Below are 19,822 nucleotides of genomic sequence, written 5' to 3'. Positions count from 1 at the left end.
GACCGCGTTGTCGAGGATGACGACGGTGTCGCCGGGCGCGGCGGCCCGCAGCGCGTCGCCGACCGTCCGGGCCGGCTTGCGCTCGTCGTCGTACCGGCCGGACCGCACACCCCGGCTCGCGTGCACATAGCGCGTGGTCATGAGGGACGCCTCAGAGCTGCTGGCCGGTCTTGGGGTCGTACACGACCTCGACGGCCACGACCTGGTCGGTGGGCAGGACCTCCACCCACTGGTCGAAGATCCGGTACGGCTCGGCGGGCCGGAAGCCGCCGGCGAGCGGATCGAAGCCGGTCTCGAAGACCTGCTCGGCGGCGAGGGTGTTGCGGACGCTGGTGTTCGCCGCCTCCAGTTCGGCGGCGAGGAGTTCGAGGACCCGGCCGATGGTCTGGTCGCGGTACGCGTCGGGGTCGCCCTCCTGCCAGGCGTACGGCTTGTCGAGCGCGGCCTCGCCTTCCACGCCGGCCTTCGTGAGCCAGCCCAGGGCCTCGCGCTCGTGGCCCGGCCGGATCGGCAGAACGGCCTTCACCCAGGCCGAGTTGAGGAATTCGTTGCGCCGCTCGTCGCCGTCGGCCTGGACGAGCCAGCCGAGCGAGCTGCCCATGGGCGCGGGCCGGGAGTCGGGGGTGATCAGATAGTCGACGCGCCACTCCTTCGCGGGCGTGTGGGCGTGGGCGTCGGGCGCGTTGTGGGAACTGGTGCGGGAGTACGCGGTGAGCACGGTCTCGCCGGCCAGCGGGTCGTCGGCGTCGCCCTCCCAGCGGGCGGGCGGCACCGGGTAGCGGCCCAGCGAGCCGGCCGTCGCCGGGGCGGAGACGTCGTCGGGGCGCCAGAAGTCGGGCGAGACGAAGTAGAGCATCTGGTCGACGTCGAAGATCTGCCGGATCAGCTCGGCCTCCAGGTGCGTGTCGGCGGGCTCGAACAGGCTGAGCTGGTCGACGAGATGGGCGAAGACGGAGTGCCGCTCCTCCTTGCGCAGGTCCTCGGCGGGACGCGGCTCGACCTTGCTGAGCAGGGTGGTCCGCTCGCGCACGGCCGCCGCGTACGCCTTGCGCTGGAGGGCGGCGACCTCCTTCTCGTACTGGGCGAGCGCGGCCCGGAAGGCGACCTCGGCCGGGTTGACGGCGGGCGGCTCCCAGCGCAGCTGGAGGGTGAAGGTGATGACCGGAGTGCCGCCGAAGTGCACGTTGTCGGCGCGGACCTGGAAGCGGCCGGTGTCGGGGCGCTGGATGACGTACTTCACGAGGAACTTGGCGTCGGTGCCGTGCCCGTTCTTCGCGGAGACCAGCTGCACGAAGTCCGGGTTGGTGCTGAGGGTGTAGCCGGGGGCGGGCGGGATCGCGCCGTAGTCGAAGTCCGCGACGATGTACTCGTCCTCCTCGCCGCGCCACATCCGGTCGAAGCCGTCCTGGCGGCGCCAGTCGGCGTCGTTGTGCGGGGCGTTGGTGCTGTCCGGGTGCTCGGCGATCGGGAAGGTGCCGGTGAAGGTGGACAGGATCGGGGCGAGCGGCTCGGGCGGCTCCGGCTTGCGCAGCACGGTGAGATCGGGCGCCGGCACGATGTCGACGAGCTCGCCGAGGCCGAGCACCCGGCCCGGCGCGTTCACGAAGACCTGCCAGCTCATCCGGGTGCCGATGTGCTGGACCTGCACGCCGACCTTGCGCATCTTGCGGCGCAGCGTTGGCGTTGGACTCCTTGACGGCGTCGGCCACGTCGTTCTGGTCGGTCAGGGTCTCCTCCGACTTGCGGACGGTCTCCTCCGACTGGCTCGCGGTGCGCTCGACCAGGGTGCGGCGGGTGCTGGTCTCGACGAGCTCGACCATGCCGCTGGGGCTGAGCCACAGGTGCCCGGCGGGCGCGCCGAGGAAGGTGTCGAACTCGTAGAAGTACTGCCGGAACAGATTGACCAGGCCGACCGGCGACAGGATGCCCTCGGTGGGCGGCTGCTCCCCCGCGAGGCCCGCGAGCGCGGCAAGCTCCGGGTGCTCCAGGCCGCGCGCCGCCGGCCCGGTGAAGACCGCGGCGGCCGGACGCGGGCCGTGCGGCGCGGTGATCCGGCCCGCGCTGCCGTAGCCCAGCCAGCCGGGCAGCGGCTGGTAGACGCCGAACAGCTCGCTCGCGTACGGCAGGGTGCCGGCGAACTCGGTGACCGGCCGCCCGGCCCGCACCGGCCCCGGCACCGGCGCGGTCAGCACCCGGGACGGACCGCTGGGGCCGCCGGGCGTGGTGGCGAAGGAGGTCACGGTCCACGGGCGGCCGGGGTCGCGGACCACCAGGAGCAGATCGCGCTCGGACTCGGTGGGCGGCGCGACGAAGGAGATCGTCACGGGGCCGGTGCCGGTCACGGTCCGGCCCGCGTACTGCCGGCCCGAGCCGGGGTCGGCCTCGACGAAGGCGCCGTCGAGGGCGGGCACCCCGGGGAACAGCGCGGGGTCGCGCAGGTCGACGTCGGCCGGCAGGGCGAGAGCGACCCGTTGCCCGGGGTGCAGGTCGGCCGGAGTGGCGGGCTGCACCCGATAGGACCAGATCTGATACCAGGAGCCCGCGGTGGGGAGCGGGGTCCGTCCGGCGAAGGTGACGACGATCGACATGCGGGTGCCTCCCGGCGTGTCGGGCCTCCGGCGCTGGGGCCTTTCGTGATCAGGGTCGGGGCGGGGACGGGCCGGTGTCACCGGGGTGGCCGGTGTACGCCACGCGGGTGACGCCGGGGACGGGCCGGACGCCCCGGACGGGTACCCGTACGGGGTATCAGGTACGGTCGGTCGGGACGGACGGAAGACGGATCGAGGGCGGAAGGAGGAGCAGCCGTGCACCCGGGACGAGAGCGCAGCGGCCGGACACGCGCCGGCGGTGCCCTGGCGCATCTGCTGCTCGTCGTCGTGCTCGCCCTCGGTGTGTTCGTGATGCACTCGGTCGGCCACCCGGAGGGCTCCTCCGGCGGCGGTACGGGCGAGGCGGCGGCCCACCACGGCGCCGCGGTCGCCCACGAGGTCAACCAGGCCCACCACGAGGCCGACACCCCCGCCTCCGCTCCCTCGTCCTTAGCCTCGTCCTCGCACGACTCCGGCGGCGGGATGGACATGACCACGCTGTGCGTGGCGGTCCTCGGGGCCTGGCTGCTCGCCGCGCTCCTCCGCGCCGCCCTGCGGCGCGCCCGCCGGGACCGCGCCGTCCCTTCGCCCGCCCGGCTCCTCGCGGCCCTGCGCCCGCACGCGCCGCCGCCCCGGCCGCCGGACCTCGCCACGCTGTCGATCCTGCGGATCTAGGTCGTACCGCCCCGCGGGCGCTCATCGATGCCTGCCCGCAGACGCGTATGACGACCGATCACTGGAACGACACCACACGAGGTGTGACACCCATGCGTGCCATGAACAACGTCAGGAACACCACCGCCCGCCGGCTCGCCGTGACCGGCGCGGTCGCCGCGGCCGGGCTGCTGCTCGCCGCCTGCGGCGGGTCGGGGGAGGGCAAGGACTCGATGAGCGGGATGGACCACGGCGGGAAGACCTCCGCCTCGGCCTCCGCATCCGCCGGCGCCGGCTCCTCCACCGGGTCCTTCAACGACGCGGACGTGATGTTCGCGCAGATGATGATCCCGCACCACGAGCAGGCTCTGGAGATGGCGAAGCTCGCCGACGGGCGGGCCGAGGACGCGGAGATCAAGAAGATCGTCGGGGCGATCGAGAAGGCCCAGGACCCCGAGATCCGGAAGATGAGGTCCTGGCTGAAGGCCTGGGGCAGGCCCGAGGCGATGGAGGGCGGCGGCGGCCACGGCGGCCACTCCATGGCCGGGATGATGTCCGACGCGGAGATGAAGGAACTGGCCGCCGCGAAGGGCGGGGACTTCGACCGCAGGTTCGCCGAGCTGATGATCGCGCACCACGAGGGCGCGGTGGACATGGCGAAGAGCGAGCAGCAGGGCGGCGCCGACCCGGCGGCCAGGAAGGTCGCCGACGACGTGGTGCGGACCCAGGCCGCCGAGATCGCCCAGCTGAAGCAGATCCTCGCCCGGCTCTGAGCCCGCACCCGGCCGGTGCGCTGCGGCAGGTGCGCTCCGGCCGGTGCGTTCCGACCGGCGGTCAGTATCCGATCCGCACGCCGCTGACGGCGTGCCGGTCGGTGCGGCCGCCGGTCGCGCCGGAGAAGCCGACCAGGACGTTCTTCGGGAGGGTCACGGCGACGTCGATGACGCGGCTGCCGTCGACGCTGATCTGGAGGCGTCCGGTGCTGGTCACGACGGCGTCGACGGTGTGGCTGCCAGAGCGCAGGTTGGGCACGTTGGTGGCGGTGGCCGCGTAGCGGAGGGTGTCGGCGGTGCCGCCGGTGGCCACCGCGACGAAGTTCGCCGAGGGGTCGGCCGTGCCGTTGTCGTACGTGTCGAGGGTGACGGCGACACCGGGGAGCCCGCTGAAGCCGAGGCCGCCGCCTCCGGTGCCGAGCGACTTCGGGGTGGCCCGGGTGGCGTCGAGGAGCAGCAGGGCGAGTCCGTCGGCGCCGGTGCCGCCGCCGATGGTCGCGGTGAAGCGGGCCTTGAGGCGGGCGGTGGGGACGGCGGTGGCCTGGAGGGCGGAGCCGCGCTGGGTGGTCTGGGCGGGGGTGAGCTGGAGGGTGGTGCCGGAGAGGGTGGCGCTGCCGTTGTAGGTCCAGCCGTTGGGGCCGGGCGGCGGGACCGCGTAGGCGGTGGCGGTGACGGTGGCCTTGCGGACGGCGTGGATGTCGGTGAGTCCACCGGTGGCCCCGGTGAAGGCGAGCAGGGCGGCCGGCGGGAGCGAGGCGACGGAGGTGCTGAGCCGCTGGGTGCCGTCGACGGAGACCGTGAGGGTGCGGCCGGTGACGACGACGGTCACGGCGTGGCTGCCGGAGCGCAGGTTGGGGACGCTGGTGGTCGTGGCGGCGTAGGTGAGGGCGTCGGCGGTGCCGCCGGTGGCGATGCCGAGGAAGTTGGCGGAGGGGTCGGCCGTGCCGTTGTCGTACGTGTCGAAGGTGACGGCGGTGCCGGGCAGTCCGCTGTAGCCGAGGCCGCCGCCTCCGGTGCCGAGCGCGGTGGGGGTGGTCCTGGCCGGGTCGAGGAGGGCGAAGGACAGTCCGTCGGCGCCGGTGCCGCCGCCGATGACGGTGGTGAAGGTGGCCTTGAGGCCGTCGGTGAGCACCGGCACGGGCCAGACGGCGGTGCCGCGCTGTGCGGCGGTGGCCTGGGTGAGCTGGAGGTCGCCGCCGGAGACCTGGGCGGCGCCGTTGAGCTTCCAGCCGCCGGCGTCGGGGCCGGGGACGGTGACTCCGGTGCCGGCGGCGCCGGTGCCGGTCAGGGTCTCGGACAGGGCGCCCTGTCCGTCGTCGGCGGTGAGCAGGTAGGCGGCGCTCACGGTGCCGAGGGAGGTGGGCGAGAAGGTCACGGACTGGTGGATGACGTCCTCGGGGCCGAGGACCTGGCCCTCGCTGACCGGGTCGGTGACGTGGAAGGGCGCGGCGGGCGCCTTGGCCTTGGTGATGGTGAGCGGGATGTTGCCGGTGTTGCTGATGTCGAAGGTCCTGGTGACGGACTGGCCGACCTTCACGCTGCCGAAGTCGGTGGAGGTCGGGGTGATGGTGAGCCGGGCCCGTCCGGTGACGGCGGTGCCCTTGAGGGCGACGGTGGCGGTGCCGTCGGTCCCGGTCACGGAGAGGTTCGCGGTGTGGTCGCCGGCGGCCGTGGGGGCGTAGCCGATCTGGACGGAGACGGACTGCTGGGGCGGGACGACGGTGCCGTTCGCGGGCAGTCCGGTGGCGGTGAAGGGGGCGCCGGGCGCGGCGGTCGCGGTGACGGTCTCGGCCTGGGTGCCGGTGTTGGTGAAGGTGACGCCGAGGGACTTGGTGGTGCCGGTGGCGACGGTGCCGAAGTCGAGGGCGGCGGGCGAGGCGAGAAGGCCGGGCTTGGTGCCGTAACCGGTGAGTCCGACCGCGCTGTCGCCGAGGTCGGTGGCGAAGGTCAGGACGGAGCTGTCGGCGCCGGGCGCGGTCGGGGCGAAGGAGACGGGCACGGAGTAGGTCTCGCCGGTGCGCAGGGTGCGCGGAAGTCCGGCCGGCCGGGTGGTGAAGGCGCTGCCGGCGGGCGTGGTCACGGCGTTGACGGTGACATCGCGGGTGGCGGTGACGGTGGCGGTCGCGCTGCCCGTGGAGCCGACGGCGACCTGCCCGAAGTCGACGGGGCTGCTGGTGAGCGCGGTGTTGGCGGGGCGGCCGAAGGCGAGGACGTGGCCGTCGCGGGTGCCGACGTAGACCCGGCCGCCGTCGGTGGCGGGGACCGAGAACTTGGCGGCGGTGCCGATGGGTGCGGACCAGCGCAGCTTGAGGGTGCCGTTGACGGGCACGGCGTCGTACGCGCGGAGCTGGGCGTTCGCGCCGTTGGCGCCGTCCGCGGCGACCGCCCAGACCAGGGCGGAGCCGGGGTTGGTGCCGGTGGAGGTGACGACGGGCGAGCCGGAGGTGTAGCCGAAGGTCTCCGGGCTGCGGCCGGTGTTGCTGAACGCGGGCCGGCCGTCGCCGGTCAGCCCGTACGCGAAGGCGCGCAGCGGGCCGCGCGAGCCGATGGTGTAGACGTAGCCGCCCTGCCCGCCGTACGCGGCGGGGTGCCCCCAGACCCCCTCGTACGGTCCGAAGGCGCCGAGCACCTTGTCCGTGCCGCCCGGGCCCTGGGCGCGCCCGCCGAGGTCGTCACGGTCGAGGAGGAAGAACCGTCCGTCCTTGCCGATCTGGACGAGCAGGTTCGGGTGGGCGCTGGTCCCGAAGGGGGCGCCGGGGAGGGCGACGGGGCCGCCGGAGCCGAAGTCGGTGTCGTTGAGGTCGAGTTGATTGGCGTTGGCGGGGCTGAAGAAGTCCTGGGCGGACATGGTGCCGTCGCTGTTGACGCCGAGCCGGACCACGGACTCGGAGAGCTGGCCGGGCGGCGAGGTGCCGGGGCCGGGGGCCGGGGTCACGCCGTTGCCGGTGGAGAACAGGATCCGCCCGGGGCCGTCGGAGACGAGGCCGCCGCCGCTCATCCAGATGCCGGCCATGCCGTTGGCGGAGGAGTCCTCGGTGGCCCAGAGGGTGGTGCGGCGGGTGGCGGTGTTCACGCCGAGGACGTAGCCGACGTAGGGGCCGTGGTCGCAGTGGGAGGCGAAGGCGGCGTACACGGAGCCGCCCATGAGCAGCAGGCCGGGGCGCTGCATCGCGGTGTACGGGTTGAAGGCGCGCCCGGGGTCGTTGACGGGCGCCCCGGCGACCTTGACGGGCCAGCCGGAGCGCTCGGCGCCGGTGGCGGGGTCGAGCGCGTGCACGTACCAGCTCGGGTGCTGGTCGTCGGCGCCGTCGTTCACCTTGGAGGTGAGGTAGAGCGCGCCGCTCGCCGGGTCGTAGACGGGGGTCGAGGTGACGCCGATGTTGGGGGTCAGGTCGCCGCAGCTGATGGCGGCGGCAGGCCAGGCGGCGCCCGTGCTCCTGGTCCAGTTGACCTTCCCGGAGGCCGCGTCGAGTCCGTACACCTTGTTGTTCTCGGTGGCGACGACGAGGGTCGAGCCGACGACGATCGGCTGGGCGTAGACCTGTCCGTCGACGGTGGTCGAGAACTGCTGCCCGAAGTCGGAGCTGGACACCTGGTCGGGCGCGAGGCCGGGTTCGTCCCGGTCCCAGCCGGTGCGGAAGGTGTCGTGCGAGATGGTCGTCTGGTCGGCGGCGAGGCGCGGAGTGGCCTGGACCGGGGCGGGGGCGACGGGTGAGGGCGTGGCGGCGGTCGCCGTGGGCAACATCCCGCCCCCGCCCAGGAACAGACACAACGTCAGCACTCTGGCGAGCGCCCTGCGGCTGCCGGTCATCTTCTCCGCCCTCGGATCCGCGCGTGGGGGCGGAGACCGGAAGCCGTCCCGCCGAGGGCCATGGTGCGGCGCGCCCGGGCCGCACGGCAGGGGTCACGACCCCGACATGGCCCGCTTCACTCCCTAGGGTGGCGCGAACGCCGCCCTCTGGGCGGCGGGATGCCCTCGCTCTGCGGCCTCAGCCCCAGGTGCGGGAGCAGAGGACGAGCCGGTAGCCGTCGGGGTCAGCGACGGTGACGCCGTACTCGTCCCAGTAGGGGTTGTGGGCCGCGACCCGGGTGCCGCCGGCCGCGACGAGCCGCTCGACCATCGCCTCCTCGACGGGCTCGCCGAGGTACACCACGAACAGGTCGTCGACGGTCGGGGCGGGTTCGACGGGCCGCTCCGCGTACGGGTCGCGGGTGAGCTCGAAGTGCCAGCCGCCGCCCGCCGGGCCGACCATGAGCAGCTCGTGCTCGCCGGGGGCGGGGTCGGTCTTGCGCCACTGCACGGCGAGGCCGAGGCCGTCGACGTAGAAGCGCTCGGCGGCGACGAGATCCCGCGAGGGGCGGGCGACGCGGACATGGGCGGTGGGCTCGATCACGCGCCCGACTCTACGATCCGGGCACGATCTCGTGCCAAGGAGCCTCCGGCTCCGGCTCACCGTTGCACTTCTGACGTGTCCTCAAGCCTCCTCCGGGTCCGGTGGTGGCTCCCATGCCTGGGGCGAGAGTTCCTCGAACGGCCAGGCGGGCGCGTCGGGGTGACGTGCCGTCTGTTCTGCGTACCAGAGGATCTGTTCGGTGTGGAGGGCGGGGCGGGAGAGCCGGGCGAGGGGAGGGTACGAGGCGGGGATCGCCTGGGCCAGGGCGAGGGCAGCGGTGGCGTCGGAGGCGGGGTCGCCGGGGTGGGGGTGCGGGATGCCGTACCAGGCCGCGACGGCGTGGAGGGAGCGGGGGCCGGGGCGGTAGCGGTCGGTGTGGCGGTCGAGGACGAGGGGGTCGCAGACCGGCGCGACCCCGGCCGGGACGCGGGCGGTGAGCGGGGCGAGGCCGTGGCGGAGCAGTTCGGCGTGCAGGGTCGTCAGGACGTAGGGGGCGAACCAGACGACGAGGAGCTCGCCGGCCGCCAGGTGGTCGGCGACCAGGACCGCGACCTCGTCGAGGGCGCGGGCCGGGGGCAGAACCGGTGGCAGGGGGCGGCCGGCGGGGGCCGCACCGGGGCGGGGGTGCGCAGGGCCGCCAGGCTCGTGCTCCGCATCGAGGCCCTGGCCGGTCGTACCGGAGCCAGGCTCTCGCTCCGGGGCGTGGTCCGCCGGCTCGGCGTCAGGCACGGAGCCGGTCACCCCGCTCGCGTCCACCGCCCACTCCCGCTCCCAGCCCTCGCTCGCCCGCAGCGCCGCCCCCGTGATGCGGTCGACGGCGAAGCGGTGGCCCGTGGTGGTGATGTCCAGGGAGAGCAGCGGGCGATGGTGCCAGCCGGGGTGGTCCGTCGGTGGGGGTGGGCCGGGGGCCGGGGCGTGTTCCGGGTGGTAGACCTCCCAGCCCTTCGCGGCGTGGCGGAGCAGGCCGGTGCCCGCCGGGACCGGGGCGCCGCAGTGGGCGCAGGTGGCGTCGTACTCGTTGGCGCGCTCCCCGGCGGCCCCGGGGGTCATGAGCCGTCCGCCCCGTCCCCGTCCCGGTACGCCTCCAGGAGGCGGAGCCAGGCCTCGCTGATCGTCGGGTAGGCCGGGACCGCGTGCCAGAGGCGGGCGATCGGGACCTCGCCGGTGACGGCGACGGTGGCGGAGTGGAGGAGTTCACCGATGCCGGGGCCGACGAAGGTCGCGCCGAGGACGACCTCGCGGTCGAGGTCGACGACCATCCGGGCGTGGCCGCGGTAGCCCTGCGCGTAGAGCCCGGCCCCGGCGACCCCGCGCAGGTCGAGGTCGACGGCACGCACGCGGTGCCCGGCGGCCTCGGCCTCGGCGAGGCTCAGGCCGACGGCGGCCGCCTCGGGGTCGGTGAACACGACCTGGGGGACGGCGGCATGGTCGGCGGTCGCCCGGTGCGGCCCCCACGCGACGGCGTCGTCCGCCTTCTCCGTCGCCCGCGCGGCGATCGCGGCGCCCGCGATCCGCGCCTGGTACTTGCCCTGATGGGTGAGGAGCGCCCGGTGGTTGACGTCACCGACCGCGTACAGCCAGTCGAACCCGTCGACCCGCAGACTGTCGTCGACCGCCAGCCAGGAGCCCGGCTCCAGGCCGACCGTCTCCAGGCCGATGTCCTCGGTGCGCGGGCGCCGGCCGGTGGCGAACAGCACCTCGTCGCCCTCGACATGGTCGCCGCCGTCCAGGACGACGGTGACGGGGCCGGCGCTCCCGTCCCGTACGACGGCGGAGACGGACACACCGGTACGGATGTCGGCGCCGCGCTCCGTCAGCGCGGCGGCGACGTGCTCGCCCGCGAACGGCTCCATGCGCGGCAGCAGTCGGTCACCCCGGATCAGCATCGTGACGTGCGCGCCGAGCGCCTGCCAGGCCGTCGCCATCTCGGCGCCGACCACTCCCCCGCCGACCACGACCAGGCGCCGGGGCACCCGTTCGGAGCTGGTGGCCTCGCGGCTGGTCCACGGCCGGGCGCCGGTGAGGCCCGGCAACGGGGGCAGGACGGCGCGGCTGCCGGTGCAGACGGCGACGGCGTGCCGGGCGGTGAGCACATGGCGGTCGCCCTCGGCGCCCTCGACCGTCACCCGGCGCGGTCCGTGCAGGCGGCCCTGGCCGCGGTAGAGGTCGGCGCCGGTGGAGCGCACCCAGGACACCTGGCCGTCGTCCTGCCAGTTGCCGACGACCTCGTCGCGGTGCGCGAGCACCTCCTGGGCGTCCAGCGGGCCGTAGGCGTGGGCGCGCAGTCCGGCCACCCTGCGCGCCTCGGAGCGGACGATGGCCGGGCGGAGCAGCGCCTTGCTGGGCATGCAGGCCCAGTACGAGCACTCCCCGCCGACCAGTTCACTCTCGACCACCGCCGCGCTGAGCCCGGCCGCCCGGACCCGGTCCACCACGTTCTCGCCCACGGGTCCCGCGCCCAGGACCACCACGTCGTACTCGCGCTCGTGCGTCTGCTCGTGTTCCGCCGCTCGTGTCATGAAGACCAGTCTGCGGGCGGCGGCCCGGATCGGCGCGGAATACCGCGGCTCGATACGCCGTTGTGCGGGACGAGTCCCCAGGGGACCGTAAGGCAACCGCCAGGAGACGGAAGGCAGGCAGCATGAGCACCGTAGAGCTCACCAAGGACAACTTCGACGAGATCGTGAGCGACAACGAATTCGTTCTGATCGACTTCTGGGCTTCCTGGTGCGGTCCCTGCCGTCAGTTCGGCCCGGTCTTCGAGGCGGCCTCCGAGCGCCACGACGACCTGGTCTTCGCCAAGGTGGACACCGAGGCGCAGCAGGAGCTGGCGGCGGCGTTCGAGATCCGCTCGATCCCGACGCTGATGATCGTCCGTGACAAGGTCGCGGTGTTCGCGCAGCCCGGCGCGCTGCCCGAGGCGGCCCTGGAGGACGTGATCGGCCAGGCCCGCAAGCTGGACATGGACGAGGTGCGCAAGTCCATCGCCGAGGCGCAGGCCGGCGGCCAGCAGTAAGAACAGCGCATGGCTTACGAGAGGGCGGCCCGGTGGACCGGGGCCGCCCCTCTCGTAAGCCGGTGCGTACGCCGTGCGGATGCCGTACGTCCGGTCAGCGTTCCAGGACCAGCGCCAGGCCCTGGCCCACACCGATGCAGAGCGCCGCGAGGCCCGTGCCGGAGCCGGCCGCCGCGAGCTGGTGGGCGACGGCGCCGGCGAGGCGGGCGCCCGAGGCGCCGAGCGGGTGGCCCATCGCGATGGCGCCGCCGCGCGGGTTGACCACGGCGGGGTCGAGTTCCGGCCACTCGGCGAGGCAGCCGAGGGACTGGGCGGCGAAGGCCTCGTTCAGCTCGAAGGTGGTCAGGTCGCCGAAGCCGCGGCCGGACTTCTCCAGGGCCCGGCGCACGGCCTCCACCGGGCCGAGCCCGAAGAGCTGCGGCTCGATGCCGGTGGCGGCGGAGGCGCGGATCCGGGCCAGCGGCTCGCGGCCGGTCTCGCGCAGGCCGGCCTCGTCGACGAGGAGCAGGGCGGCGGCGCCGTCGTTGAGCGGGGAGGCGTTGCCGGGCGTCACCGTGCCGCCGTCGGGGCGGAACGAGGGCTTCAGGCGCGCCAGGGCCTCCAGCGAGGTGTTGTCGCGGATGCACTCGTCCCGTACGAGGTCCACGCCTTCGTACGGCACGACCTCGCCGTCGTAAAGACCCTTGGCCCAGGCCTCGGCGGCCTTCTGGTGGCTGGCGAGGGCGAAGGCGTCCTGGGCCTCGCGGCTGATGGCGTGCTTGTCGGCGACGAGTTCGGCGCCCTCGCCGAGCGCGACGGTCCACTCGGCGGGCATGCGCGGGTTGGTCATGCGCCAGCCGAGGGTGGTCGAGTGGAGCTGCTGGTGGCCGGCCGGGAAGGCCCGCTCGGGCTTCTGCAGCACCCAGGGGGCGCGGGACATCGACTCGACGCCGCCGGCGAGGGCCACCGAGGCGTCGCCGAGCGCGATGGCGCGGGCGGCCTGGATCACGGCCTCCAGGCCGGAGCCGCAGAGCCGGTTGACGGTGACGCCGGGCACAGAGGTCGGCAGCCCGGCGAGGAGTACGGCCATCCGGGCCACGTCGCGGTTGTCCTCGCCGGCCCCGTTGGCGTCGCCGAAGTAGACGTCGTCGATCAGCGCCGGGTCGAGCTCCGGGGTGCGGGCGACGAGGGACTTCACCACGTGGGCGGCGAGGTCGTCGGGGCGGACGGAGGAGAGCGCACCGCCGAACTTGCCGATCGGAGTGCGGACGGCGTCGACGATGTAGACGTCGCGGATGCTCATCGGTTCTCTCCCACATGCCCTGTGTCGGTACGGCCCGGACGGGCGGACGGACACCGATGACGACATCCGTTCGCCTGGTGAAGGCTTCTTCGCCCTCGCCCGCCCGAGTCTCCGCCCCTCCCGCGCCTCCTGTCAACGCCCACCGGTGCCTCCCGGGCGGCCCCTCGGCAGCCCGTCAGCTCCCGCCACCGGGCGCGCGCCGGCCGGTTTCCGGTCCTCTGATCAGCGCCGTCAGGCCGTAGTCCAGCTCGCGGCCGTCCACGAGCAGCGCCTCCACCGTCCGCGTGTCGGGGTCGATGTCGGCCACCAGGCCGTGGCCCTCGTAGATCGGGTATCCGGTCTCGCCGGTGCGGCCGGTCGCCTCGACCACCGCCGAGCGGACGGCGCTGTCCTCCACGGACGCGGTGCCCCGGTTCTGCACGTGCGCCGGGACCAGCAGGATCTCGAAGCGCTTCGGATGTGTGCTCATGGACCGACGCTAAGCCGCCCGCCCGCGCCCCGCCGCCCGACCGGGACCGTCGGCCGGGACCGCCGGCCGGAGCCGCCCAGCAGGCCGCCGAGGCGGGCCGCCCGGCGCGGACCGTCAGCTGGACTCGCGCACGACCATCCGCGAGTCGAGCAGCTCGTGCCGCTCCGGCCGCGTTCCCGGCTCGCGCACCGCGCGGTCCACCAGTTCGGCGAGCGCCCGGCCGCCGATCATGTCGATGTGCACCGTGCTGAGCCGGGGGCGGAGCAGCCGGCCGAGCAGCAGATCGTCCGAGCCGACGACGGCGGTGTCGTCCGGGACCGCGATCCCGGCGTCCTGCAGGGCGCGCATGAGGAGCATGGCGTACTCGTCGTTGTAGGCGAACACGCCGTCGAGGCCGAGTTCGCGCCACCGTCCGGCGAGCGCCGCCGCCGGCTCCTCCTCGTACGCCAGCGGGAGGGGTACGACGGTGGCCCCGGCCTCGGCCGCGGCGGCCCGCACGCCCTCCAGGCGCGGTACGGAGAACATCTCCAGGCCCGGTTCCTCGGGCATCACCACGCCGATGGCGCGGCAGCCGCGCGCGACCAGATGCTCGCCGGCGTCCCGGCCGACCCGGGTGAGGTCCATGACGACGGAGTGGGTGCCCTCGACCCGCTGCGGGCCGACCGTGATCACGGCGCGGGCGCCTGCCCGCTTGAGCAGGTCGACGCCGGACGGGGTCACTTCGACGGGGCCGAGCGAGACCACCGCGACCGGCCGCAGCTCGGCCCAGGCGCGGGCCGCCGCGTCCCCGTCGAGGCCGACGCTGCCGTACTGCACGACGGTGTAGTCCAGACGCCGCAGGGCCCACTGGAGTTCGTTGAAGAAGCGGCTGTAGAGCGGTCCGATCGGCACGTGCGCGGTGGGCATGAGCACCATCCGGCTGTGGCCGGCGCGCAGGCTGCGGGCGGCGGCGTGCGGGACGTAGCCGAGTTCCTCGGCCGCCTCGCGGACCCGGCGGCGGGTGGGCTCGCTGATCCGTACGGCCGCGGTGTTGTTCAGGACATAGCTCACGGTGGCCCGGGAGACTCCCGCGAGCCGTGCCACGTCGGCGCTGGTGGGGACGGAGCGTCCGGCGGGCGACTGCCCGGCGGGCTGCCGCCCGGCGGACGACGGCCCGGTGGACTGCTGCTTGGGTGACTGGCTCATCGATCCGGCATCTTTCCAGAACGATCCGGCGCAGGGTCTGGCGGATGGCCGGATTCGAGTGCTACACAAGGTTTACACGAGTCACTGACACGTGTCATCACTTCTGTCACCACCACCCCCATCACTCCCGGAGGGCACCGTGGCCCTTTCCTCCCCAGCCACATCCACCGCATCCGCCCCACCCCGCACCACCCGCGGCCTGCTGCCCCTGCTGCTCGCCGGGAACACCGCGATGTACGCGCTGTACATCGGCGTCCCCGGGCTGCTCCTCGCGCTGCAGATCGAGCAGATCGACCCGGCGAACAAGGTGGCCAACTTCGGTCTGGTCTCCGGCGTCTCGGCGATCTTCGCGACGATCTTCAACCCGGTGGCCGGCGCGCTCTCCGACCGCTCCGGGCGGCGCAATCCGTGGATCCTCGCGGGCGGGCTGCTCGCCGTGCCCGTGATGCTGCTGCTCGGCAGCGTGAACACGATCCTGCTGGTGATGATCGCCTGGTGTCTCGGCCAGGCGGTGATGAACGTCTACCAGGCCGCCCTCACCTCCGTGGTGCCCGACCGGGTGCCGCTCGCCGCGCGCGGCAAGGCCTCGGCCGCCGTGGGCCTGGGGCTGCCGGTCGGCTCCACGATCGGCGCCCTGGTCGGCGCCGCGTTCTCGGACCACTACCGCACCGGCTATCTGGTCTTCGGCGCGATCGTCGCCGCCACCGCCGTGCTCTTCACCGTCTGCGCGCGCGAGGAGCGCATGCCGCCGAAGGCGCCGATGCCGGTGCGGGCCCAACTGGGCGCGTTCGGCAGCGCATTGAAGAACCACGACTTCCGCTGGGCGTTCATCGGGCGGGCGCTGCTGATCCTCGGCTACTTCGCGGTGGCCGGATTCCAGCTGTACATCCTGAAGGACCACACCGTGCTGCCGGCCGGTCTCACGCCCGAGGAGGCGGTGGCCGTGCTGATGCCGCTCAACTCGGTGGCGATGGTGGTCTCGACGGTGCTCGGCGGCTGGCTCTCGGACCGTTACGACCGGCGCAAGCTGTTCGTCGGCGCCTCGGCCGCGCTCGCCGCCGTGGCGCTGCTGATACCGGCGGTCTCGTCGAGCTGGACCGCGATGCTGGCCTTCTCCGTCGTCAACGGCCTCGGTTTCGGCTGCTACATGGCGGTGGACACGGCGCTGGTGACGATGGTGCTGCCGAAGGCGGAGGACGCGGCCCGTGACATGGGTGTGCTCAACATCGCCAACGCCGGTCCGCAGATCGTGGCCCCGTTCGTGGCCTCGCTGATCGTCTCGCTCAGCGGCGGCGGCTACACGGCGCTGTTCGTGGTGGCGGCCGTGCTCTCGGTGCTCGGCGCGCTCGCGGTGCGCCCGATCCGTTCGGTGCGCTGACCCGCTCCCGTACCGCCCGGGTCCCGTACCGCCCGGGTCCCGTACCGCCCGGGCGGGGTGCTGACGTACCGTTCGGTCATGGACGACGACGCTTCGATGGTGGGCCTGCTCGGCCGCGTGACCGGCACGGTCGGACCCGGCCTCGTCGGTGAGGTGATCGTCCGCATCCGGGGCGGCGCCGAGCACTTCCTCGCCTACTCCGCCACGGGGAAGGAGCGGATCGAGCCCGGCACGGTCGTGATGGTCATGGAACATCTCCCTCCGCGCACCGTGTATGTCACAGCCGCGTACGACAGTTGACCGATCCATTGAGCGGCGGGGCGCACCGGGCGCACACTCCCTTCACCGGAACCGCACGGCTCCGGTGAAGGGGGACCTGTCCAATGAGCCTCGGGATCCTGGCAGGTGGCGTCGTCGGCGCCCTCGCCGTTCTGATCGCTCTGTTCAAAATGATGTGGCGCGTCGCCGAGCCGAACGAGGCGCTCATCATCTCGGGTTCGAACCACAAGAACGAAGGCTTCGGCGAGGGCATGGGCTTCCGGATCGTCACCGGCCGGGGCACGCTCGTCCTGCCCGGCGTGCAGGCGGTGCGGAAGCTGTCGCTCGACCTCAACGAGACGCAGCTGTCGGTGGAGTGCGTCACGCACCAGGGCATTCCGCTGAAGGTGCGCGGCGTGGTCATCTTCAAGGTGGGCGACGACTTCGTGTCGATCGCCAACGCCGCCCGCCGCTTCCTCGACCAGCAGAAGCTGATGTCGGAGCGGGTGCACATCGTCTTCGCCGGTCATCTCCGCGCCATCGTCGGCGGGTTGACGGTGGAGGACATGATCCGTGACCGGGAGAAGCTGACCGGGCAGGCGCGTTCGGCCTGTGGCACGGAGATGGAGAAGCTGGGTCTGATCGTGGACTCGCTGCAGATCCACGAGATCGAGGACCCGACGGGTTACATCAAGAACCTGGCGGCGCCGCACGCGGCCGCCGTGCAGCGCGATGCGCGCATCGCGCAGGCGGAGGCCAACCGGCGGGCGACGGAGGCGGAGCAGCAGGCCGCCGCGCGCATGTCGGAGGCGACCAGGGACAGTGAGATCCTGCAGGCCGGCTACCAGGCCGAGCGGGACCAGGCGGGCGCGAAGGCCCGCCAGGCCGGTCCGCTGGCGGACGCGGCCGCGCGCCAGGAGGTCGTGGTCCAGGAGACCCGGGTCGCCGAACTGGAGGCCAACCGGAAGGAGCAGCAGCTCCAGGCGGAGGTCCGCAAGCCGGCCGACGCCCTCGCGTACGAGAAGCGCACGCTGGCGGCGGCCGAGCGCGACGCCCGGATCCTCGCCGCCGAGGCGGAGGCCCGCAAGACCGAACTGGCGAGCGCGGCGACGGCGACGGCCACCCGGGTGACCGGTGAGGCGGAGGCCGCCGCGGCCCAGGCCAAGGGTCTCGCGGTGGCCGAGGCGACCCGGGCGAAGGGTCTGGCCGAGGCCGAGGCGATCAAGGCGCGGGCGGCGGCGCTCGCGGAGAACCAGGAGGCCGTGGTCGCCCAGCAACTGGCCGAGAAGTGGCCGGAGATCGTGGAGGCGGGTGCCTCGGCGTTCGGCAACGTCGACCAGATGGTGCTGCTCAACGGCGCGGACGGGATGGCGGAGATGTTCGCCAAGGCGCTCACCATGGGCGGGACGGGTCTGGGTCTGGCCCGTCAGCTGCTCGCCAACATGAGCCCGAACGGTCCGGCGCCGTCCGCACCGGCCGCGCCTGCCGCACCGGCGGCGGAGGCGCTGCCCGCGCCGCGGACGGAGGAGATCACGGTCGGCGACGACTCGTAGCAGCGGAAACGCAGGGTGTGGGGGTCCGGTCGGCCGGACCCCCACACCCTTAGGTTCAGCACTCCTCGGAGTTCTTCACCGCGCCGATGACCATCTCCTGTCCGGCGGTGACCGCGGCGCCGGCCGCCGGGGTCTGGGTGCAGACCTTCCACTCCTCGGCGGCGCCGCTGTCGGTGGGGACGGTGCGGCCCTGGCCGGAAGCGTCCTCGAAGCGCATCGATCCGGACAGCTGCCCGTACGCGCTCATGACGGAGCCGCCGACCAGGTCGGGCATGAAGCCGTCCTCGACCCGCACCGGTGCGGTGGGGGTGGACTTGGTGGGTGCGGCCGCGTCGCCGGGGCCCGCGTCCGGGCCGGGGTCCGTCGAGCTGCAGGCGGTGAGTCCGCCGAGCGTGACGGCGGTCAGGACGAGGACGGCTCCGAAGGCGCTGCGGCGCATGTTCCCCCCAGGGACGAGCGTGAGTGGAGGTACATCATCCACGCACCGTCCCGACGGCGGTCACCCGCCCGTCAGTTGTGCCCGAACTTCTTTTCCTTGCGGTGCGACGGGACGTCGATGGCCGGCCGGGGTGCCTCGGGCATGGCCGACTGCGTGCTCGACTTGGTCTCGGCCGTCGTCGTCCGGTGTTCGTGGCCGCCCGTTCGGGCGCCCTTGTTGACCCGGGTCTGTTTCTTGCCCACGATCGTGCCTCCCGTGGTCGGGGAACTTCCTCCCAGGCTCGCACGCCGGTACGAAAGCCGCATGTCAGGAGCCTGAACGTCAGACCGGGCGTGTCGAAGCGCGCAGCCGCTACGGTGCCCGGATGACGATGCCGATGAACTCCACCAGCGAGGCCGATCCGCGGGCGATCGGCCCGGTCCGCACCTCCTACGCGCCGGACCCCGACGGGGATCCCGACCCCGGGGAGATCGTGTGGACCTGGGTGCCCTTCGAGGAGAACGACGGGCGGGGCAAGGACCGGCCGGTGCTCGTGGTGGCGCGGGAGCCGGAGGGCACGCTGCTCGCCGTACAGCTGTCGAGCAAGCGGCACGACCACGACCGCGAGTGGGTGGCGATCGGTTCGGGGCCGTGGGACGCGGAGCGGCGGGAGTCCTGGGTGGACCTGGACCGGGTGCTGCGGGTGCGCCAGTCGGGGATGCGGCGGGAGGCCTGCGCGCTCGACCGGGTGCGGTTCGACCGCGTGGTGGCCCGGCTCGTGGAGCGTTACGGCTGGTCCTGAGCCGGGCCCCGAGGGTGCCGGGGCGACACACGCCCTGATCCGAAAGACACGGCCTGGCCGTCCCCCGGTCCTAGCCTTCCCCCGGGTGGCCGAGCACCCGGCGGAAGGCGCCGAGGGTGGCCCGGTCGCGGGTGCGGTCGAGGATGCCGAAGACGATCTCGTCGAAGTGGCGGGCGAACCGCCCGTCGCCGGTGAGCAGCTCCTTGAACGCGCCCGCGACCTCGGCGGGGTCGTTCTGGAAGACGCCGCAGCCCCAGGCGCCGAGGACGAGCCTGCGGTAGCCGTGCGCGGCGGCGGTCTCCAGGACGCGTTCGGCCCGGGAGGCGAGGGCGGCGGGGACCCGGTGGGCGAGCTCGGGGGTGCGGCGGCGGATCACTCCCGCGTTGGGCGCGGGTGAGGTGAGGAAGCCGACGGCGAAGGGCTCGTCGAGGAGCGCGCCGCCGTCGTTGCGGAAGACGGGGACGGCCGGCGAGTGGATGACCCGGTCGGTGTAGAAGGCGTCCCTTTCCGCACGGTGGTGGGCGTAGTAGTCGGGGGCGCGCAGCAGCGTGGCGTAGAGGGCGGAGGAGCGGCAGAGGGCCTCTTCCTGGGCCTGGGCGCCGTTGAGGTAGCCGCCGCCGGGGTTGCGGGCGGAGGCGAAGTTGAGGACGGCCACCGGCGCGCCCGGGTTCTCGCGGACCATCCGGCGGGCGGCGGCGAGGCTGCTCTCGCCGGTGACGGTGAGGGCGGGCGTACGGTCGGTGCCGGGGGTGACGGGGACGGGCTCGGGGCCGTACAGACGGGTTCCGGCCAGGGCCGCGGCCAGCGGCTCGGCGAGGGGGACGATCCGGCCGCCGGGCCCGGTGTAGCGGCCTTCGGCGAGGATCCGCTCGTTGTCTCGGGCGAGGGCCCGCAGTCGTGCGCTCATGTCCCGGAAGCATGATCGACGCCGGTGACGGGCGGCAACGGAATTTGCGCCGTGCGTACGCCCGGGGTGCCCGCGGGGCGCGCGAGGCGCCCTTGCACGCCCGTGCCGGGTGGCTTTAGGTGGAAGCAGCGCTTTCCCAGGAGGT

The 19,822-nt window shown here is 73.7% G+C and carries 18 protein-coding genes; 7 read left to right on the top strand and 11 right to left on the bottom strand.

Going from position 1 to position 19,822, the window contains the following annotated elements:
• Positions 1-151: 151 nt before the first annotated feature.
• Positions 152-1,663, bottom strand: coding sequence for a hypothetical protein (locus tag JAO84_RS33175; protein WP_370416159.1), 1,512 nt, complete (start codon positions 1,661-1,663; stop codon positions 152-154).
• Positions 1,664-2,804: 1,141 nt separating this feature from the next.
• On the opposite strand from JAO84_RS33175, the gene JAO84_RS33170 reads away from it, so the two are divergent.
• A complete protein-coding gene (locus JAO84_RS33170; RefSeq protein WP_370416158.1) occupies positions 2,805-3,263 on the top strand; it encodes a DUF6153 family protein in 459 nt (152 codons plus the stop codon).
• A gap of 101 nt (positions 3,264-3,364) precedes the next feature.
• A complete protein-coding gene (locus JAO84_RS33165) occupies positions 3,365-4,015 on the top strand; it encodes a DUF305 domain-containing protein (RefSeq protein WP_370416934.1) in 651 nt (216 codons plus the stop codon).
• Positions 4,016-4,076: 61 nt separating this feature from the next.
• On the opposite strand, the gene JAO84_RS33160 is transcribed toward JAO84_RS33165, so the two are convergent.
• From JAO84_RS33160 to JAO84_RS33145, 4 genes are all read right to left on the bottom strand, one after another.
• On the bottom strand, positions 4,077-7,826 hold the full coding sequence (locus JAO84_RS33160; protein WP_370416157.1) for a choice-of-anchor D domain-containing protein: 3,750 nt from the start codon (positions 7,824-7,826) through the stop codon (positions 4,077-4,079).
• Positions 7,827-8,004: 178 nt separating this feature from the next.
• Entirely contained in the window at positions 8,005-8,409 is a 405-nt protein-coding gene (locus JAO84_RS33155; RefSeq protein ID WP_370416156.1) for a VOC family protein, read from the bottom strand.
• Between the two features lie 81 nt (positions 8,410-8,490).
• Positions 8,491-9,459, bottom strand: coding sequence for a hypothetical protein (locus JAO84_RS33150; protein ID WP_370416155.1), 969 nt, complete (start codon positions 9,457-9,459; stop codon positions 8,491-8,493).
• Positions 9,456-10,928 (bottom strand): NAD(P)/FAD-dependent oxidoreductase, encoded by a 1,473-nt coding sequence (locus tag JAO84_RS33145; protein ID WP_370416154.1) that lies wholly within the window; start codon positions 10,926-10,928, stop codon positions 9,456-9,458. The genes JAO84_RS33150 and JAO84_RS33145 overlap by 4 nt, the downstream gene beginning before the upstream one ends.
• A gap of 122 nt (positions 10,929-11,050) precedes the next feature.
• Between JAO84_RS33145 and trxA the strand changes: the two genes are divergently transcribed.
• Positions 11,051-11,425 (top strand): thioredoxin, encoded by a 375-nt coding sequence (gene trxA, locus JAO84_RS33140; protein WP_265867704.1) that lies wholly within the window; start codon positions 11,051-11,053, stop codon positions 11,423-11,425.
• A 94-nt stretch (positions 11,426-11,519) separates the two neighbouring features.
• Here the strand turns inward: trxA and JAO84_RS33135 are convergent, their stop codons facing one another.
• The 3 genes from JAO84_RS33135 to JAO84_RS33125 all read right to left on the bottom strand — a co-directional run bounded on the left by JAO84_RS33135 (position 11,520) and on the right by JAO84_RS33125 (position 14,361).
• Entirely contained in the window at positions 11,520-12,707 is a 1,188-nt protein-coding gene (locus tag JAO84_RS33135; protein ID WP_265867703.1) for a thiolase family protein, read from the bottom strand.
• 175 nt (positions 12,708-12,882) lie between these two features.
• Complete coding sequence (locus tag JAO84_RS33130; RefSeq protein WP_370416153.1) at positions 12,883-13,176, bottom strand: hypothetical protein; 294 nt, start codon at positions 13,174-13,176, stop codon at positions 12,883-12,885.
• Positions 13,177-13,290: 114 nt separating this feature from the next.
• Positions 13,291-14,361 (bottom strand): LacI family DNA-binding transcriptional regulator, encoded by a 1,071-nt coding sequence (locus tag JAO84_RS33125; RefSeq protein ID WP_370416152.1) that lies wholly within the window; start codon positions 14,359-14,361, stop codon positions 13,291-13,293.
• Positions 14,362-14,500: 139 nt separating this feature from the next.
• Between JAO84_RS33125 and JAO84_RS33120 the strand changes: the two genes are divergently transcribed.
• The 3 genes from JAO84_RS33120 (at position 14,501) to JAO84_RS33110 (ending at position 17,550) form a co-directional block, all read left to right on the top strand.
• Entirely contained in the window at positions 14,501-15,739 is a 1,239-nt protein-coding gene (locus JAO84_RS33120) for an MFS transporter (RefSeq protein ID WP_370416151.1), read from the top strand.
• A gap of 96 nt (positions 15,740-15,835) precedes the next feature.
• On the top strand, positions 15,836-16,039 hold the full coding sequence (locus JAO84_RS33115; protein WP_370416933.1) for a hypothetical protein: 204 nt from the start codon (positions 15,836-15,838) through the stop codon (positions 16,037-16,039).
• Between the two features lie 83 nt (positions 16,040-16,122).
• Positions 16,123-17,550 (top strand): flotillin family protein, encoded by a 1,428-nt coding sequence (locus tag JAO84_RS33110; RefSeq protein WP_370416150.1) that lies wholly within the window; start codon positions 16,123-16,125, stop codon positions 17,548-17,550.
• A 55-nt stretch (positions 17,551-17,605) separates the two neighbouring features.
• Here JAO84_RS33110 and JAO84_RS33105 read toward each other — a convergent pair whose 3' ends face one another.
• Positions 17,606-17,989: a hypothetical protein gene (locus tag JAO84_RS33105; RefSeq protein ID WP_370416149.1), complete on the bottom strand. Its 384-nt coding sequence runs from the start codon at positions 17,987-17,989 to the stop codon at positions 17,606-17,608.
• A 71-nt stretch (positions 17,990-18,060) separates the two neighbouring features.
• Positions 18,061-18,231, bottom strand: coding sequence for a hypothetical protein (locus JAO84_RS33100; RefSeq protein WP_370416148.1), 171 nt, complete (start codon positions 18,229-18,231; stop codon positions 18,061-18,063).
• 122 nt (positions 18,232-18,353) lie between these two features.
• On the opposite strand from JAO84_RS33100, the gene JAO84_RS33095 reads away from it, so the two are divergent.
• Complete coding sequence (locus JAO84_RS33095; protein ID WP_370416147.1) at positions 18,354-18,770, top strand: type II toxin-antitoxin system PemK/MazF family toxin; 417 nt, start codon at positions 18,354-18,356, stop codon at positions 18,768-18,770.
• Between the two features lie 70 nt (positions 18,771-18,840).
• On the opposite strand, the gene JAO84_RS33090 is transcribed toward JAO84_RS33095, so the two are convergent.
• Positions 18,841-19,677 carry a TIGR02452 family protein gene (locus JAO84_RS33090; RefSeq protein WP_370416146.1) on the bottom strand — a complete coding sequence of 279 codons (837 nt, stop codon included), beginning with the start codon at positions 19,675-19,677 and terminating at the stop codon, positions 18,841-18,843.
• Between the last annotated feature and the right edge of the window lie 145 nt (positions 19,678-19,822).

The organism is Streptomyces fradiae (genome assembly GCF_041270065.1).
Lineage (GTDB): Bacteria > Actinomycetota > Actinomycetes > Streptomycetales > Streptomycetaceae > Streptomyces.
Note: the sequence above shows the minus strand (reverse complement) of the source record. Positions and strands in the feature narration are given on the sequence as shown.

Bases quoted from the DNA above. Each gene is read 5' to 3' on its own strand.
- JAO84_RS33175 (WP_370416159.1), bottom strand. From the start codon at position 1,663: ATGCGCAAGGTCGGCGTGCAGGTCCAGCACATCGGCACCCGGATGAGC.
- JAO84_RS33165 (WP_370416934.1), top strand. From the start codon at position 3,365: ATGAACAACGTCAGGAACACCACCGCCCGCCGGCTCGCCGTGACCGGC.
- JAO84_RS33160 (WP_370416157.1), bottom strand. From the start codon at position 7,826: ATGACCGGCAGCCGCAGGGCGCTCGCCAGAGTGCTGACGTTGTGTCTG.
- JAO84_RS33150 (WP_370416155.1), bottom strand. From the start codon at position 9,459: ATGACCCCCGGGGCCGCCGGGGAGCGCGCCAACGAGTACGACGCCACC.
- JAO84_RS33145 (WP_370416154.1), bottom strand. From the start codon at position 10,928: ATGACACGAGCGGCGGAACACGAGCAGACGCACGAGCGCGAGTACGAC.
- trxA (WP_265867704.1), top strand. From the start codon at position 11,051: ATGAGCACCGTAGAGCTCACCAAGGACAACTTCGACGAGATCGTGAGC.
- JAO84_RS33135 (WP_265867703.1), bottom strand. From the start codon at position 12,707: ATGAGCATCCGCGACGTCTACATCGTCGACGCCGTCCGCACTCCGATC.
- JAO84_RS33130 (WP_370416153.1), bottom strand. From the start codon at position 13,176: ATGAGCACACATCCGAAGCGCTTCGAGATCCTGCTGGTCCCGGCGCAC.
- JAO84_RS33125 (WP_370416152.1), bottom strand. From the start codon at position 14,361: ATGAGCCAGTCACCCAAGCAGCAGTCCACCGGGCCGTCGTCCGCCGGG.
- JAO84_RS33115 (WP_370416933.1), top strand. From the start codon at position 15,836: ATGGTGGGCCTGCTCGGCCGCGTGACCGGCACGGTCGGACCCGGCCTC.
- JAO84_RS33110 (WP_370416150.1), top strand. From the start codon at position 16,123: ATGAGCCTCGGGATCCTGGCAGGTGGCGTCGTCGGCGCCCTCGCCGTT.
- JAO84_RS33105 (WP_370416149.1), bottom strand. From the start codon at position 17,989: ATGCGCCGCAGCGCCTTCGGAGCCGTCCTCGTCCTGACCGCCGTCACG.
- JAO84_RS33095 (WP_370416147.1), top strand. From the start codon at position 18,354: ATGACGATGCCGATGAACTCCACCAGCGAGGCCGATCCGCGGGCGATC.
- JAO84_RS33090 (WP_370416146.1), bottom strand. From the start codon at position 19,677: ATGAGCGCACGACTGCGGGCCCTCGCCCGAGACAACGAGCGGATCCTC.